Raw genomic sequence first — 14,927 nt, forward strand, 5'->3', positions numbered from 1 at the left:
CTACAATGTGTTAGAATTGCCGACTATTTTTATTTCGATAAATTGAGGTTTTATGAAAGTTTCTCCCCGTCGTCGTGCGAGAGAATGTGCGGTGCAAGCACTTTATTCTTGGTACATTTCGCAAAATAGTATTGAACAAGTTGAATTAGCCTTTGTGACCGATCAAGATATGCAAGGCGTAGATATGCCTTATTTCCGTAAATTGTTACGCGGTACAGTAGAAAATATAGATGTTATTGATGATATTCTTCGTCCATATTTAGATCGTGCAGATAATGAATTAGACCCGATTGAACGTACTATCTTACGTTTAGCAGGTTACGAGCTAAAATTTGAATTAGATGTGCCTTACAAAGTGGCCATTAATGAAGCGATTGAAGTGGCAAAAGTATTCGGTTCTGACGATAGCCACAAATATGTCAATGGCGTTTTAGATAAATTAGCCCCTGTGTTAAACCGCAAATAAGGATTGCAATGGGCGAGTTTGATTTGATAAAGCACTATTTTAGCCGTGACAAGCGGTTAGATCACCAAGATATTTTACTTTCCGTGGGCGATGATTGTGCGGTAACAGAAATTCCAACGGATCATCAACTCGCCATTACCACGGATACCTTAGTGCTTGGTACGCATTTTCTTCCTACGATTTCCCCTGCTGATTTAGCTTATAAATCCGTTGCGGTTAATCTGAGCGATCTCGCAGCAATGGGGGCAAAACCCGCTTGGGTTTCCTTAGCATTAACCTTATCCGACGTTGATCATCAATGGCTTGATAGCTTTAGCCAATCGCTTTTTGCTATTTTAGCCGAGCATCAAACCGCTTTAATCGGCGGTGATACCACCAAAGGTCACTTGGCGATCACCTTGACTGCACAAGGATTTCTGCCTAAAGGCAAAGGGTTATTCCGCCATAAAGCACAAGTGGGTGATCTTATCTATGTTTCAGGGCATTTAGGCGATAGCTCGGCAGGGTTAGCTCTGTTACTCAATCCGCCAGCCGCATTGACCGACGCTCAACACTATTTAATCCAACGCCATTTACGCCCAACACCTAGAGTGACATTAGGACAATGTTTGCTCAACTACGTACAATGTGCGATTGATATTTCCGATGGATTGTTAGCAGATTTAGGGCATATTTTAGAGCGAAGTGGTTGCGGAGCGGAAATTAATGTGGATAAGTTACCGCTTTCAACACCACTATTACAGACTTATTCACAAGAGCAGGCAGAACAATTTGCTTTAACGGGAGGGGAAGACTATGAACTCTGCTTTACCATATCAGAAGAAAACCGTTCTGCAATGGAGCAAGCCGTTGCAGATTTAGGCATTTCTTGCCATTGTATCGGTAAAATCACCGAAACAAGCGGTCGTTTAACCTTACTAAAACACGGCACTGTTTATCCACAGCCTAATCAAGTTGGCTTTGATCATTTTAATTAATAATGAAGATAAATTTAAAAAATCCTATTCATTTTCTCGCATTCGGCTTTGGTTCAGGGCTAATCAAACCTGCCCCTGGCACTTGGGGAACTTTGGCTGGTTTAGGGGTAGCGATCTTATTGTGGCACATCACAGAAAGCACGCTCTTTTTTGTATTACTGAGCTTGATCGCTTTTGTTGCTGGGTGCTATATCTGTGACAAAACCAGTCACAATCTTGGCGTACACGATGATGGGCGGATCGTCTGGGACGAAATTGTTGCAGTGTTTGTGATCTTCTGTTTTCTGCCTGAACACAACTGGCTCTATTATCTGCTGACCTTCGTCACTTTCCGCTTGTTTGATATTCTCAAACCCTACCCTATCCGCTATTTTGATGAACATCTGCAAGGCGGACTAGGCATTATGTTTGATGATATTTTAGCGGCACTCTATTCGATTATTTCTCTCTATTTGATCTCTTGGTACATTTAAAATGTGGGCAATTTTTTTCGTACAATTACTAGGCTTAATTAGCCCTGGCCCTGATTTTTTCTATGTCAGCCGTAAAGCAATGGCAGACACTCGCCGAAATGCGATTTTAGGGGCTATCGGTATTTCTATTGGCGTTGCATTTTGGGCATTACTCACTTTGTTTGGCTTGGCATTTCTCAATAAACATTTCCCTTCATTTCAATTTGTGCTGATGATTTGTGGTGGAAGCTATCTTGCTTATAGTGGCATTCAAATGGTGCAAATCACGAAAAATGCAGAAATTGGCTCGGCAACATCAACATCACAAGCGACTTCTGCCGTTAAAGAAATTCTAAAAGGGTTAATGATTAACCTTGCCAACCCTAAAATTGTGGTGTTTTTCAGTAGTGTTTTAGCTGGTTACGTTGCCAATCTCTCGACATTAACGGACTTACTTGCGGTACTTGCCATTTTGGTGGGTAGTGCAGTAGTTTATTTCTGGCTTGTCGCTTTGCTATTTTCTCGACCTGCTATCCGTCATTTTTATGCCAAATATAACCGCTATCTAGATAATTTTGCTGGGGCTGTATTTATCTTATTTGGTGGGAAACTCGTTTATGAAGGAATCAGTGCATTGATCTAAAGTTGCCCGAATGTCACTCTGATCTGCTCTATATTCTTATTGCCATCTAGCTGTTGCAATAAAAGCGCAACAGCTCCTTTCCCCGCTTGGGGATAGCCAAAATCTAAACTCATGAGTTTTGGCACAACAAATTGTAACATTTCGTTTTTACCAATACATGCAAGCGGTCGGATTTGCCCAATTTCTTGCATATATTTCAAAGCACCAACAGCTAAGCTACTACTTGCACACAATAAAGCAGATATTGGTTTTTCAAAAAGAAATCCGACATTTTGATAACCACTTTCAGCACCTAGCTCTACTTTTATCAGATTAGGGCTAAGCTCATATTTTTGGCAAAAATTTAAATAACTCTGGTTACGTAGTTTACCTGTCGTTTCATCGCTATCTTTCACCCCTAAATAGGCAATTTCACGATGTCCTTGCATATAAAGCTTGAACATTAATGCTTCAACCGCTTTTTCATCATCATAAACGACGGAAGATATTTCAGGATAACTTCGAGCGATAGTGACTAAAGAGCCTTTCCAGGATTTAAGAATATCAAGGTTTAATTGAGAAAAGCCAAAAAGAATAATGCCATCGACTTGACGTTGTTTAAACAATTGAAAATGTTTAAGTACTAACTCTGGCTGAAACTGACTTTCGACAATGAGAGGTGTAATTCCCTTTTGATAAAGCTCATGCAAAATAGCACTCAATGTTTGGGATTCTGCAACGGAATTTAGACGCGTAACAATGACACCAACAACAGGATCTGTAGCTCCTCTCATTGCTCTTGCGATACGATTAGGTTCAAAGCCAACTTTATGAATGATCTCTTGAATTCGTTGGCGAGTTTCTTCTGAAACATTAGGATCGCCATTTAACACTCTAGAAACTGTAGATTTCCCTACATTAGCAAGTAAAGCGATGTCTTTAATCGTATATTTCATTAAATTGTTGGCTTTGGATTATCTGGAATAGGATCACTCGCAGGAATAATTTCAATTTCTGAGTCATCACTCTTTTCATTTAATGGAGATACTTTATTTTCTTCTTTCATCTCAGTCTCTTCAGTTTTATTATTTTCTTGTTTTGGAGAAACTGCCTCTGATGTATTAACATCATTCTGTACTGAAGGCGGTTTACTGCTTATAGTTTCATTATTCAACTGAGTTGGCTCTTTTGATACATCTTTTTGCTCTACATTTTGAAGAGATTCTTGCTCTTCATGGCTATTTACTACTTGTGGCATATTTGCTACAAATGTTTTCTCTTGCTCTTTTTTCTGAATTAACTTACGACCTATTTCTACACGAGGATCTAGCCAAACTGCAACCACGGCATCACTAAATTCTTTATTAAACTCCTCAGGAATTATTGTGTCATTTAGCACAAAATATCCCTTATCTTCCAAAGCGATATAACTTAGTACATCATCTTTTTTAATGTTCGGTAAAATCTTACGTAAACGATCTACAACGTCGTCCTGATCTTTAAGTGTTATCCCCAAATTTGACCACGAACGCGCAAGAGATATAGCAAAATCTCGCCCATCCACTGGTTTTGCATATTTCAATGTCAGCATTAAAGGGCGTGTACTTTCTACATAATCACCTGTTTCTGAAAATAATGAAATATTATAAATTTTGAATGGTCCCCAAACATAATCTACATCATTAATTTTCTGCCAATTTGCTTGAGCAATTTGGCTAAAAATAAGAGAACAAAGAGAGATAAAAATAAAACGACGCATAATACTGTGATGTCAAATAGCTGAAATTGATCGCATTATACCGCGAAATGGCAAAATTTAGCATGAAGATTTTATAGGAAAATTTTGTGATCCACTTCAAATTTTAAAGATTTTGTCTGCGCTAAGAAAAGGAAAGGTGATACTATGGTTCCAATTATTCACAACATAGGAGTCAATTATGTTCCCAGAATACAGAGACTTAATCACTAAGCTCAAAACCGAAGATGCTCATTTTGCCCGCCTTTTTGATAAACATAATGAACTAGATCAGCGAATTAAAAACATGGAAGCTAATATTGAACTCGCAACACATACAGAAGTTGAGATTCTCAAGAAAGAAAAACTTCATATCAAAGATGAGCTTTATTCTATCTTAAAAAGTAAAGGATAAATTGCCATAAAGCAAAAGCGGATTAAGTATGATAACTTAATCCGCTTTTTAATATAGAAAAGATTATTCTGCTTTAATCACTACACGACGGTTAGGTTTTAAGCAGTCTTTTAATGCTTGACCAGTTACACCTTTACATGCTTTAACTTGGTTTGCTTCACCACGGCCAACAGCTTTAATGTTCGCTTTTACGCCTTGAGCTTGTAAATAAGCTTTAGCTGTATTAGCACGAGCTTGTGAAAGTTTTAAGTTATAAGCATCTGAACCTAAATAGTCAGTATAACCTGTTACAGTTACACGATTTGCACCTGAACTATTAATTTCTTTTGCAATACCGTCAAGCGTAGATTTACCTTGCGCTGTTAAGTTTGACTTATCAAAATCAAATAAGAAGTCGCCACTTAATACATACTCTTTAGCTGGTGCAGGAGTTGCTTTTGCTACAGGAGCAGGAACTACTGCAGGAGCTTGCATATCACGGTTAATACTTGATGCAGAAAAACAGCCAGCAAGAAGTAAAGTTACCGTTGAAACAGCCGCTAATTTTGTGACATTTTTAATCATTATAATTTCCTTAAAAAATAATAAAACGGTTAAAAGATAAAACCAGTTACTATACTAAATTTTTCTGCTCAAAAAGACAAGATAAAAGGCGTTTTATTAAACAAAATAAAAAAATGTTTTAGTTAAAAGTTGCAAAAAATCCGCCAAATCTCACCGCTTGTACGCTATAATAGCCATATTTACTGTATAAAATCACATAAAGAGGCGGAGATGGATTTTTCTTTATTACTTGACGGCTTAAATGATAAGCAACGAGAAGCGGTAGCAGCCCCTATTGGCAACTATTTAGTGTTAGCAGGTGCAGGTAGTGGGAAAACCCGTGTGCTTACCCACCGTATTGCATGGTTAATTGGCGTTGAAAATATTGCTGAGTCCAATATTCTTGCTGTGACCTTTACCAATAAAGCCGCAACGGAAATGCGTCATCGCATTGAATATACCCTATCGCAATCTAGCGATCACCGCTTATTCGGTATGTGGGTTGGTACATTCCATAGCATTGCAAATCGCTTACTTCGCTCTCACTATCTTGATGCCAATCTGCCACAAGATTTTCAGATTATGGATACGGAAGATCAGCAACGTTTGATTAAACGCTTACTCAAATTACATAATTTAGATGAAAAACAGTTTCCACCGAAACAAGTTGCGTGGTTTATCAATGCTCAAAAAGATCAGGGGCTAAGAGCAAAAGATCTCAAACAATCCCACGATGATCCCCATTCACAACAGCTTGTTAAATTTTATCAACTCTATCAAGAGGCTTGTGATCGTGCAGGGTTGTTGGACTTTGCAGAACTCTTAATCCGTGCTTATGAATTATTCAAATATAACCCATTGATTTTACAACGTTATCAGCAACGTTTTCAGCATATTCTGATCGATGAATTTCAGGATACCAATAACATTCAATACGATCTTATTCATTTATTAGCAGGAAAAACGGGCAAAGTCATGATTGTGGGCGATGACGACCAATCTATTTACGGCTGGCGTGGAGCTCAAGTGGAAAACATTCAACGCTTCTTGAATGATTATGACAACGCACAAACTATTCGCCTTGAACAAAATTACCGTTCCACAGGGCATATTTTAAATTCGGCAAATGCGTTAATTGCAAACAATGACAACCGTTTAGGGAAAAATCTTTGGACAGATAAAGGCGACGGCGATCCAGTTGATATTTATTGTGCATTCAATGAATTAGATGAAGCTCGCTTTGTCGCTTCACAGATCAAGCAATGGAAAGAAGATGAAGGCGATTTTAATCAATGTGCTGTGCTTTATCGTGGTAATGCTCAGTCCCGTGTTATTGAAGAAGCCTTAATTCAAGCTAACATTCCTTACCGAATTTATGGCGGAATGCGGTTCTTTGAACGCCAAGAGATCAAAGATGCCCTAGCCTATTTACGTTTAATCGCTAACCGCCAAGATGATGCTGCTTTTGAACGTGTGGTCAATACACCGCCAAGAGCAATAGGGGATCGCACCTTAGATATTTTGCGTCAGCTTACTCGAACTCGCCAAATCACCTTGTGGCAAGCAATCCAAGTGGCTGTTCAAGAAGAACATCTTTCAGGACGTTCTGCCTCAGCCCTGCTTCGCTTTGTCGAACTGATTAACGCACTTGAACAAGAAACCGAAGAAATGCCACTGTTTGAACAAACGGATTTTGTGATTAAAAAATCTGGGCTTTATGAAATGTATAAGCAAGAAAAAGGGGAAAAAGGCGAAGTTCGTATTGAGAACTTAGAGGAGTTAGTGACCGCAACACGCCAATTTGTAAAACCAGATGAAGCAGAAGAGATGACCGATCTCACCACTTTCTTAACTCACGCTTCCCTTGAAGCTGGCGAAACACAGGCTTCACCACATCAAGATTATGTGGAATTAATGACCTTACATTCAGCCAAAGGCTTGGAATTTCCACGGGTATTTATCGTTGGGGTTGAAGAAGGGATTTTCCCAAGCGGAATGAGTTTCGACGAAGGTCGCTTGCAAGAAGAACGTCGCTTAGCTTATGTCGGTATTACACGAGCGAAGAAAAAGCTCACGATCAGCTATGCCGAAAGTCGCCGCTTGTACGGCAAAGAAGAACGCCACTTACCTTCACGTTTTATTGGCGAGCTGCCTGAAGAGCATATCCGAGAAGTCCGCTTGCGTGGAAGTATCAATCGCCCTGCTACTTTTGCAAAACCACAAGCCAATCCGACCGCTCGTTTACAAGAAGATAGTGGTTGGAAAATGGGACAGAAAGTTCGCCATGAGAAATTTGGACAAGGCACAATCATTAATGTAGAAGGCAGTGGCGATCATACTCGTCTGCAAATTGCCTTTGTACAACAAGGCATTAAGTGGTTGATTGCGAAAGTAGCGAAGTTGGAAAAAGTTTAATGAAACAAAAAGCCGAGTGATTAAACTCGGCTTATTTCAACTATTTTAGATTGTTCTCTCTTGCAACAGCTCGATATCCAATATCACGACGATAGAATCGTCCTTGCCATTGAATTTTTTCTGCAAGTCTCAACGCTTTTTGTTGAGCATCAAAGACGGTTGAGCCTAATGCGGTTGCACACAAAACACGTCCGCCATTAGTAACTAATTTTCCATTTTGTAGCTCAACACCGGCTAAGAACACTTTTTCATCTTGCTGCGTTTCTGTTGGAATACCAGTGATTTCATCCCCTTTACGATAATCACCTGGATAGCCTTCTGCCGCTAATACAACGCCAAGCGCTGCTTGTTCGCACCATTTAGATTGGATTTCATCTAATTTGCCGTCACACGCTTTTAAGCAAAGTTCGACTAAATCAGATTCTAAACGCATCATAATAGGCTGTGTTTCAGGATCGCCAAAGCGACAGTTAAATTCAATTACTTTAGGCTGACCATTTGGCATAATCATCAAGCCAGCGTAAAGGAAGCCTGTGTACTCGTTATTTTCACTTGCCATACCACGAACGGTAGGATAAATGATTTCTTCCATGACACGTTGGTGAATCTCTGCGGTTACCACGGGGGCAGGGGAATAAGCGCCCATTCCCCCGGTATTTAAGCCTTTATCGCCTTCGCCAACACGTTTGTGATCTTGGCTTGTTGCCATAGGTTCAACGTGTTTACCATCGACCATAACAATAAAGCTGGCTTCTTCACCATCTAAAAATTCTTCGATAACAACACGGCTACCTGCATCACCAAAGGCATTCCCTGAAAGCATATCTTTTACAGCATCTTCCGCTTCATCTAATGTCATGGCAACAATCACACCTTTGCCCGCCGCTAAACCATCCGCTTTAATCACGATAGGCGCACCTTTTTCTTTGAGATAGGCGAGAGCAGGCTCTATTTCAGTGAAGTTTTGATATTCTGCGGTTGGGATTTGATGACGTGCAAGGAAGTCTTTAGTAAAGGCCTTTGAACCTTCTAATTGGGCGGCAGATTGGGTTGGACCAAAAATCTTTAAGCCATTTGCTCGGAAAGCATCAACCACACCAATCACAAGCGGTGCTTCAGGGCCAACAATGGTTAAACCAATTTGATTCTCTTGAGCAAATTTAACTAATGCAGGAATGTCTGTGGCTGAAATCGCGACATTTTCAATGCCTAGCTCTGTGGCTGTGCCTGCATTACCTGGTGCAACAAACACCTTTGTGGCTAAAGGAGATTGACGAACTTTCCAAGCTAATGCGTGCTCACGTCCACCGTTACCGATAATTAAAATATTCATTTATATTCCCCATAGGTTAAATTTTGCAAAATATTGAGATAATCAGACCGCTTGTAAACAATTGCGCAAACGTTTGCGTGCTATTTTACCGAATTTATCTCAAAGCTAAAAGAAAAAAACGCATAAAGTCACTTTTATCTTATAATTTGACTATCCCATTTTTTTATAAGGAAAGATATGAGTCGCTCTGCATACTGGATTTTAGTCCGAGATTTTGACATTTGCCTTGTTAATGATGAGATTCCTTTAGGTTCAATCAGCCAATTTGGTTTTGAGCATCATCAGCCCATTCAAATTGGAGAATATCATTCGACACCTTTTTTTCTGCTACAAGCAGATGAACGGGATCAACATCGAACCTTTGTGAATCTACGCTCTCAACTTTTTCGTGAAGAAACATTGCGAAACTTATTGCATCGGGCGGTTTCTCTTAATCACTTTCTCAATACGCATCGTTATTGTGGGCGTTGTACAACGCCTTTGGTGATGGCTGAAAATGAAATGGCACTACATTGCCCAAATTGTCATCATCGAATTTACCCGACCATCAGCCCTTCGATTATTGTGGCGGTGAGACGAGATAAACAGATTTTATTAGCCAATCATTTACGTCATAAGGGTACGATTTATACAACCTTAGCAGGCTTTGTTGAAGCTGGGGAAAGTATCGAAAATGCAGTTCATCGTGAAGTTTGGGAAGAGAGTGGGATTAAAATTAAAAACTTACGCTATTTTGGTAGTCAGCCTTGGGCATTCCCTAATTCATTGATGTTGGGCTTTTTAGCGGATTATGATAGTGGCGAGATTAGGTTGCAGGAAGAAGAGATCTGTGATGCGAAATGGTTTCATTGTGATGAAGCCTTACCAGAGTTGCCACCAGAAGGCACGATTGCCTTAAAGCTGATTCAAGCAACACTTGAGTTATGTAAGCAAGCATAAAAAAGAGCAACGCGATTGCGTTGCTCCTGTTACTTAGGCTTTTTCTGCTTCTAAGCGTTCAAATGAAAGCACTTTACGTTCCACCTTACGTAAAATAACAGTCATAATGCCTGTAATCACTAAGTAAATTGCACCAGCCAAACCATAGATCGTTAAGGCATCATACTCAGTTCCATAAAGCTGACGAGCATAGCCCATAATATCCATAATAGTAATGGTTGAAGCTAATGATGTTCCTTTGAATACCAAGATAATCTCATTGCTATAAGATGGTAATGCACGTTTTAACGCATAAGGAACAAGGATTTTTAGTGTCTGTAATCGACTTAATCCTAATGCAGCACAGGTTTCCCATTGTCCTTTTGGAATCGCTTTTACTGCGCCATGGAACAATAACGTAGAGTATGCAGCACTATTTAGCGCAAGGGTCAGCATCGCACAGAACCATGCATCTGAAAGTAGCGACCAGAATGGGCTATCTACAATCCATTGGAATTGTCCAGGTCCTGCATAAATCAAGAAAAATTGTACCAGTAACGGCGTTCCCGTGAATAAGGTTAAGAAACCATTAATCACCGCTTTGATCACAAGATTTTCCATTGAGAGTAGGAACGTTAACCCTACGGCAAGGAAAAATGCCACAATCAATGAAACAAAGGTGAGAAGTAAACTGGTTGGAACACCTTGGATAATCACCATAAAGTATTCTTGCAACATTATTTACCCCCTCTTTCAAAACGAGTGAAGCGTAGCTCTAATTTACGAATAATCACTTGGCTAATTAAAGTTACACCAAGGTAAATTAATGCCGCTGTACCGTACCACGTAAATGGTTGGTGAGTTGTGGTATTAATTAATTCCGTTTGACGCATTAAATCATGTACGCCAATTAATGAAACAAGCGCGGTATCTTTTAACAAGACAAGCCATTGGTTACTTAAACCAGGTAAGGCATGGCGCCAAACTTGTGGCATGACGATATTGATAAAAGTATAACTACGGCTAAGTCCTAATGCTGCGCCAGACTCCCATTGTCCTAACGGAATGGCTTGAATAGCGCCCCGTAAAGATTGAGAAGCATAAGAAGCAAAAATAATGGAAAGGGCGACAACACCGCAACCAAATGCACCTAATTCAACATATTCTCCCGTGACCATTTCAATCACTTCAGGTGCGCCGAAATAGATTAAGAAAACAACGAGAATTTCAGGTAAACCACGTAATAAGGCAAGAATAACGGTGGTGCTTTTACGAATGACTGCCCATTTGCTTGTTTCTAACGAAACAAACAGAATAGATAAAATCATTCCGACTAAAAGCGAACAAACTGCTAACCCTAAGGTCATTAGGGTTGCAGATTGCAATAAGGGAAGATAATCAAAATACATAATGATTATTTAGTCATCCATTTATCATAAATTTTTTGATATTCACCACTTGCTTTGATTGCAGCAATACCTTTGTTTAATTTTTCAACTAAAGCGGTATTTGATTGTTTTACTGCAATACCTAAACCGTTGTTGAAGTAGCGCTTATCTGTCACTTTTTCGCCAACAAAATCTGCTTCAGGTGTTTTACCTAAAATATCTCTTAATACATCTGTATCACCGAAGATTAAATCAATACGACCATTTTTTAAGTCTAAAATCGCATCTTGTAAGCTTGCATAAGATTTTGCTTGGTATTGTTTTGCTTCAGCATTAGCGTATTGTTGATAGGTTGTACCATTTTGAACACCGACAGTTTTTGCTGTTGTTAAATCTGCTTTACCTTTTAATGCGATAAAGCTTGCAGAACTTTCATAGTATGGGTCAGAGAAGGCAACTTGTTTTTTACGCGCTTCTGTAATATCAATCGCTGAAATGGCAGCATCAAAACCACCACGACCTTTAATTAAGCTAGGGATCAACGCATCAAATGCTTGTGCTTTGAATTCACAGGTTGCTTGGATTTCTTTACAAATAGCATTTGCAACATCTACATCAAAGCCAATAATTTCACCTTTTTCATTGGTGAGTTCAAACGGTGGATAGCTTGGCTCCATAGCAAACGTAATTTTGTCATTTGCATAAGCTGAGAATGTTGTTGCCGCTAATACGGTCGCTAAAAATAATTTTTTCATAAGATAAACTCCTATTAATCTAAATTTTGTTATTAATCTGAATGGGAAAGATATTGTGCAAATTGGGTTGTTTTAGGTTGTTCAAAACAGCTTGAGTCACCCATCTCTACAATTTTACCTTGTTCCATATAAACCACTTTAGTGGCAACTTTACGCGCAACAGAAACTTCATGAGTCACAATAACCTGTGTAATTCCTGTGTTTTGTAATTCTTTAATAATATCAACAACTTGAGCTGTAATTTCAGGGTCAAGTGCAGCCGTTGGTTCATCAAATAATAAAACTTGTGGCTGCATCATCAAGGCTCTTGCAATCGCGACACGCTGTTGCTGACCGCCTGAAAGCTGTAATGGGAAACGTTCTGCAAATGCCGTAAGTTGCAAACGTGCTAACAAACCTTTGGCTCTTTCTATTGCTTGCTCTTTCGTTAAACCCAACACTTTCATTGGGGCTTCAATCAAGTTCTGCATGACACTTAAATGTGGCCATAAATGGTATTGCTGAAATACCATACCCACTTCTTTACGCAATAATGCCACTTGTTTAGCATCTGTTTTAGCGGTCAGATCAAACTTATGATTTGCAATTTCAAGCTGACCAGACTGTGGGACTTCCATTAAATTTAAGGTGCGAATTAAGGTACTTTTCCCTGCGCCACTTGGGCCAAGTAAAACAACAGTATCCCCTTTTTCAATATTCAAATTAATGTCAAATAAGGCTTGGCTTGAGCCGTAAAAGAAATTGACATCACTAATGCGAATAGCCATTTAAGTTAAATCCTATACATATCTCTAAGTTTGAATAGATATTAGATTTTATTGCATAACTATGCAAGTGATTTTTACAAATTTTTCAAAAAGAAACGGTACGATTGCAAAATTTTTGCAAAATCGTACCGCTTGTATCATGTGACGAATGAATAAAACGTTATTCCACCATAAAACAGGCTATCTTTGTGCCATTTTCATAGGTTTTTAGCTCTGGGCGTTCTTGCTTACAACGTTCTGTCGCTAAACGGCAACGAGCGTGGAAGGCACAGCCTTTCGGTGGATTAAGCGGACTTGGCAATTCGCCTGTAAGTTTTATTCGCTCACGGCGATGTTCCGCTTCCAAACGTGGCGTGGCTGATAGCAAGGCTTGGGTATAAGGGTGGCGTGGGTTGCCGAAGATATCCTTGGTGTTGCCTTGTTCTACACAACGCCCTAAATACATTACCATCACTTCATCGGCAATATGCTCTACCACCGATAAATCGTGAGAGATAAATACATAGGACAGTCCAAGCTCTTCTTGTAAATCCATCATCAAGTTTAATACTTGTGCACGGACAGATACGTCAAGAGCCGACACAGGTTCATCTGCCACCACAATATCAGGTTTCAGCATTAAACCTCGGGCTATTGCAATACGTTGGCGTTGTCCGCCTGAGAACATATGAGGATAGCGGTCATAAAACTCAGGTTTTAACCCCACTTTTGCCATCATTTCTAACACTTGTGCCTTACGCTCTTGTGCAGACAATTCGGTATTAATAAGCAGAGGTTCTTCTAAAATTGCCCCGACTTTTTTACGTGGATTAAGCGACGCATAAGGGTTCTGGAAAACGATCTGGATTTTCTTACGGCGTAATTTTTCCGTTTCCGTATCGCTGACTAAGAAATTTTGTCCGTTGTAGAACAATTCCCCTTCTGTTGGTGGTTCAATCATGGTGAGCATACGCCCTAAAGTTGATTTACCACAGCCCGATTCGCCCACCACAGCAAGGGTTTTGCCACGTTCAAGGGTAAAAGAAACGCCGTCCACCGCTTTTACCAGTTTCGGCTTGCTAAACATTCCCTTTTTTACAGGGTAGTATTTTTTGAGATCCACCGCATTGAGAAGCGGTGGGTTTTGGGTATTGTTTTGCATATTTATCTTCTTACTAAATTGGTTGTGGCAATCCACTTTCATTCAACGGCGTATGGCATTTCACTTGTCTGCCGTTTACCGTGCGTAGCTCTGGCTCTTTTTGTCGGCATAAATCCGTTGCATACGGACAGCGTGGGTTGAGCAAGCAACCTTGCGGACGGTCATATTTACCCGGTACGACACCCGGTAGTGACTGCAAGCGAGATTTACCTTCCGCAAACTCAGGCAGTGCTTTTAATAACGCTTGGGTATAAGGGTGAAGCGGTGATTTGAAAATCTGTTCAGATTTGCCTTCTTCCACCACTTGCCCTGCATACATCACGATAATGCGGTGAGCCGACTCGGCGACTAAGGCTAAATCGTGGGTAATCAAAATCAACGCCATATTTTCTTTGCGTTGCAACTCAAGCAATAAATCAATAATTTGCGCTTGAATAGTCACATCTAACGCCGTTGTCGGCTCGTCAGCAATCAATAATTTGGGGTTACAAGCAATCGCCATGGCGATCATCACACGTTGGCTCATACCGCCTGAAAGTTGGTGCGGATAGACCTCTAAACGAGATGTTGGGTCAGGAATACCAACCATCGTCAATAATTCAATCGCACGCTCTTTTCGCCACGCTTTTGAACCGCCTTGGTGAACTTTCAAGGCTTCCATAATTTGATAACCCACAGTGTAACTTGGGTTCAGGCTTGTCATTGCATCTTGGAAAATCATCGCCACATCAGCACCGACAATTTTCTGCTTCTCTTTTGGTTTTAAATCAAGCAGATTATGTCCGTTGAAACGTAACGAATTTGCCATTACACGTCCAGGGAAATCAATTAACCCCATAATTGCAAGAGAACTGACCGATTTACCGGAACCTGACTCGCCCACAATACCTAACACTTCGCCTTCATTGACTTCATAACTTACTCGATCCACTGCTCTAAACGGGGCTTTTTTATCGCCAAAGTGAACGGAAAGTTCATCTACTTTTAATAATGCCATTTC

The 14,927-nt window shown here is 40.0% G+C and carries 17 protein-coding genes; 7 read left to right on the forward strand and 10 right to left on the reverse strand.

Going from position 1 to position 14,927, the window contains the following annotated elements; all coding sequences use genetic code 11:
• The first annotated feature begins 52 nt into the window (after window positions 1-52).
• From nusB to EXH44_RS02740, 4 genes are read left to right on the forward strand one after another with little or no spacing between them, the layout of a single operon-like run.
• On the forward strand, window positions 53-466 hold the full coding sequence (gene nusB, locus EXH44_RS02725) for a transcription antitermination factor NusB (RefSeq protein ID WP_162856166.1): 414 nt from the start codon (window positions 53-55) through the stop codon (window positions 464-466).
• Window positions 467-474: 8 nt separating this feature from the next.
• Entirely contained in the window at window positions 475-1,443 is a 969-nt protein-coding gene (gene thiL, locus EXH44_RS02730; RefSeq protein WP_162856167.1) for a thiamine-phosphate kinase, read from the forward strand.
• Window positions 1,443-1,916, forward strand: coding sequence for a phosphatidylglycerophosphatase A family protein (locus EXH44_RS02735; RefSeq protein WP_162857519.1), 474 nt, complete (start codon window positions 1,443-1,445; stop codon window positions 1,914-1,916). The genes thiL and EXH44_RS02735 overlap by 1 nt, the downstream gene beginning before the upstream one ends.
• A gap of 1 nt (window position 1,917) precedes the next feature.
• Window positions 1,918-2,538, forward strand: coding sequence for a LysE family transporter (locus EXH44_RS02740; protein WP_162856168.1), 621 nt, complete (start codon window positions 1,918-1,920; stop codon window positions 2,536-2,538).
• On the opposite strand, the gene EXH44_RS02745 is transcribed toward EXH44_RS02740, so the two are convergent.
• Both EXH44_RS02745 and EXH44_RS02750 read right to left on the reverse strand, forming a co-directional pair.
• The gene (locus tag EXH44_RS02745) at window positions 2,535-3,473 is read right to left on the reverse strand and encodes a LacI family DNA-binding transcriptional regulator (RefSeq protein ID WP_162856169.1); all 939 of its coding nucleotides are present in this window, start codon (window positions 3,471-3,473) and stop codon (window positions 2,535-2,537) included. The two genes, EXH44_RS02740 and EXH44_RS02745, sit on opposite strands and share 4 nt — an antisense overlap.
• Window positions 3,473-4,276, reverse strand: coding sequence for a pyruvate formate lyase-activating protein (locus EXH44_RS02750; protein ID WP_162856170.1), 804 nt, complete (start codon window positions 4,274-4,276; stop codon window positions 3,473-3,475). Before EXH44_RS02750 ends, EXH44_RS02745 begins: the two co-directional genes overlap by 1 nt.
• A 178-nt stretch (window positions 4,277-4,454) precedes the next feature.
• On the opposite strand from EXH44_RS02750, the gene EXH44_RS02755 reads away from it, so the two are divergent.
• Window positions 4,455-4,667 carry an HP1242/YdcH family protein gene (locus EXH44_RS02755; protein ID WP_162856171.1) on the forward strand — a complete coding sequence of 71 codons (213 nt, stop codon included), beginning with the start codon at window positions 4,455-4,457 and terminating at the stop codon, window positions 4,665-4,667.
• A 63-nt stretch (window positions 4,668-4,730) separates the two neighbouring features.
• Here EXH44_RS02755 and EXH44_RS02760 read toward each other — a convergent pair whose 3' ends face one another.
• The gene (locus tag EXH44_RS02760; protein WP_162856172.1) at window positions 4,731-5,231 is read right to left on the reverse strand and encodes an OmpA family protein; all 501 of its coding nucleotides are present in this window, start codon (window positions 5,229-5,231) and stop codon (window positions 4,731-4,733) included.
• A gap of 210 nt (window positions 5,232-5,441) precedes the next feature.
• Here EXH44_RS02760 and uvrD point away from each other — a divergent pair, with 210 nt between their 5' ends.
• Entirely contained in the window at window positions 5,442-7,625 is a 2,184-nt protein-coding gene (gene uvrD, locus EXH44_RS02765; RefSeq protein ID WP_162856173.1) for a DNA helicase II, read from the forward strand.
• A gap of 40 nt (window positions 7,626-7,665) precedes the next feature.
• Here the strand turns inward: uvrD and purD are convergent, their stop codons facing one another.
• Window positions 7,666-8,958, reverse strand: a complete 1,293-nt coding sequence (gene purD / locus EXH44_RS02770) for a phosphoribosylamine--glycine ligase (protein ID WP_162856174.1) — start codon at window positions 8,956-8,958, stop codon at window positions 7,666-7,668.
• Window positions 8,959-9,135: 177 nt separating this feature from the next.
• On the opposite strand from purD, the gene nudC reads away from it, so the two are divergent.
• Window positions 9,136-9,897, forward strand: coding sequence for an NAD(+) diphosphatase (gene nudC / locus EXH44_RS02775; RefSeq protein WP_162856175.1), 762 nt, complete (start codon window positions 9,136-9,138; stop codon window positions 9,895-9,897).
• A 33-nt stretch (window positions 9,898-9,930) separates the two neighbouring features.
• On the opposite strand, the gene artM is transcribed toward nudC, so the two are convergent.
• The 6 genes from artM to dppD form a co-directional block, all read right to left on the reverse strand.
• The gene (artM, locus tag EXH44_RS02780; RefSeq protein WP_162856176.1) at window positions 9,931-10,614 is read right to left on the reverse strand and encodes an arginine ABC transporter permease ArtM; all 684 of its coding nucleotides are present in this window, start codon (window positions 10,612-10,614) and stop codon (window positions 9,931-9,933) included.
• The gene (gene artQ / locus EXH44_RS02785) at window positions 10,614-11,285 is read right to left on the reverse strand and encodes an arginine ABC transporter permease ArtQ (protein WP_135672896.1); all 672 of its coding nucleotides are present in this window, start codon (window positions 11,283-11,285) and stop codon (window positions 10,614-10,616) included. Before artQ ends, artM begins: the two co-directional genes overlap by 1 nt.
• A gap of 5 nt (window positions 11,286-11,290) precedes the next feature.
• A complete protein-coding gene (locus tag EXH44_RS02790) occupies window positions 11,291-12,019 on the reverse strand; it encodes a transporter substrate-binding domain-containing protein (RefSeq protein ID WP_162856177.1) in 729 nt (242 codons plus the stop codon).
• Between the two features lie 32 nt (window positions 12,020-12,051).
• Window positions 12,052-12,786, reverse strand: coding sequence for an arginine ABC transporter ATP-binding protein ArtP (artP, locus tag EXH44_RS02795; protein WP_162856178.1), 735 nt, complete (start codon window positions 12,784-12,786; stop codon window positions 12,052-12,054).
• 160 nt (window positions 12,787-12,946) lie between these two features.
• Window positions 12,947-13,927, reverse strand: a complete 981-nt coding sequence (locus EXH44_RS02800) for a peptide ABC transporter ATP-binding protein (RefSeq protein WP_162856179.1) — start codon at window positions 13,925-13,927, stop codon at window positions 12,947-12,949.
• A gap of 13 nt (window positions 13,928-13,940) precedes the next feature.
• On the reverse strand, window positions 13,941-14,924 hold the full coding sequence (gene dppD / locus EXH44_RS02805; RefSeq protein WP_035491070.1) for a dipeptide ABC transporter ATP-binding protein: 984 nt from the start codon (window positions 14,922-14,924) through the stop codon (window positions 13,941-13,943).
• Between the last annotated feature and the right edge of the window lie 3 nt (window positions 14,925-14,927).

The sequence above is a fragment of the Actinobacillus indolicus genome (assembly GCF_004519515.1).
GTDB lineage: Bacteria > Pseudomonadota > Gammaproteobacteria > Enterobacterales > Pasteurellaceae > Glaesserella > Glaesserella indolica_A.

Coding starts and splice junctions, on each gene's coding strand:
- nusB (WP_162856166.1), top strand. CDS start 53: ATGAAAGTTTCTCCCCGTCGTCGTGCGAGAGAATGTGCGGTGCAAGCA.
- thiL (WP_162856167.1), top strand. CDS start 475: ATGGGCGAGTTTGATTTGATAAAGCACTATTTTAGCCGTGACAAGCGG.
- EXH44_RS02740 (WP_162856168.1), top strand. CDS start 1,918: ATGTGGGCAATTTTTTTCGTACAATTACTAGGCTTAATTAGCCCTGGC.
- EXH44_RS02745 (WP_162856169.1), bottom strand. CDS start 3,473: ATGAAATATACGATTAAAGACATCGCTTTACTTGCTAATGTAGGGAAA.
- EXH44_RS02750 (WP_162856170.1), bottom strand. CDS start 4,276: ATGCGTCGTTTTATTTTTATCTCTCTTTGTTCTCTTATTTTTAGCCAA.
- EXH44_RS02755 (WP_162856171.1), top strand. CDS start 4,455: ATGTTCCCAGAATACAGAGACTTAATCACTAAGCTCAAAACCGAAGAT.
- EXH44_RS02760 (WP_162856172.1), bottom strand. CDS start 5,231: ATGATTAAAAATGTCACAAAATTAGCGGCTGTTTCAACGGTAACTTTA.
- uvrD (WP_162856173.1), top strand. CDS start 5,442: ATGGATTTTTCTTTATTACTTGACGGCTTAAATGATAAGCAACGAGAA.
- purD (WP_162856174.1), bottom strand. CDS start 8,958: ATGAATATTTTAATTATCGGTAACGGTGGACGTGAGCACGCATTAGCT.
- nudC (WP_162856175.1), top strand. CDS start 9,136: ATGAGTCGCTCTGCATACTGGATTTTAGTCCGAGATTTTGACATTTGC.
- artM (WP_162856176.1), bottom strand. CDS start 10,614: ATGTTGCAAGAATACTTTATGGTGATTATCCAAGGTGTTCCAACCAGT.
- artQ (WP_135672896.1), bottom strand. CDS start 11,285: ATGTATTTTGATTATCTTCCCTTATTGCAATCTGCAACCCTAATGACC.
- EXH44_RS02790 (WP_162856177.1), bottom strand. CDS start 12,019: ATGAAAAAATTATTTTTAGCGACCGTATTAGCGGCAACAACATTCTCA.
- artP (WP_162856178.1), bottom strand. CDS start 12,786: ATGGCTATTCGCATTAGTGATGTCAATTTCTTTTACGGCTCAAGCCAA.
- EXH44_RS02800 (WP_162856179.1), bottom strand. CDS start 13,927: ATGCAAAACAATACCCAAAACCCACCGCTTCTCAATGCGGTGGATCTC.
- dppD (WP_035491070.1), bottom strand. CDS start 14,924: ATGGCATTATTAAAAGTAGATGAACTTTCCGTTCACTTTGGCGATAAA.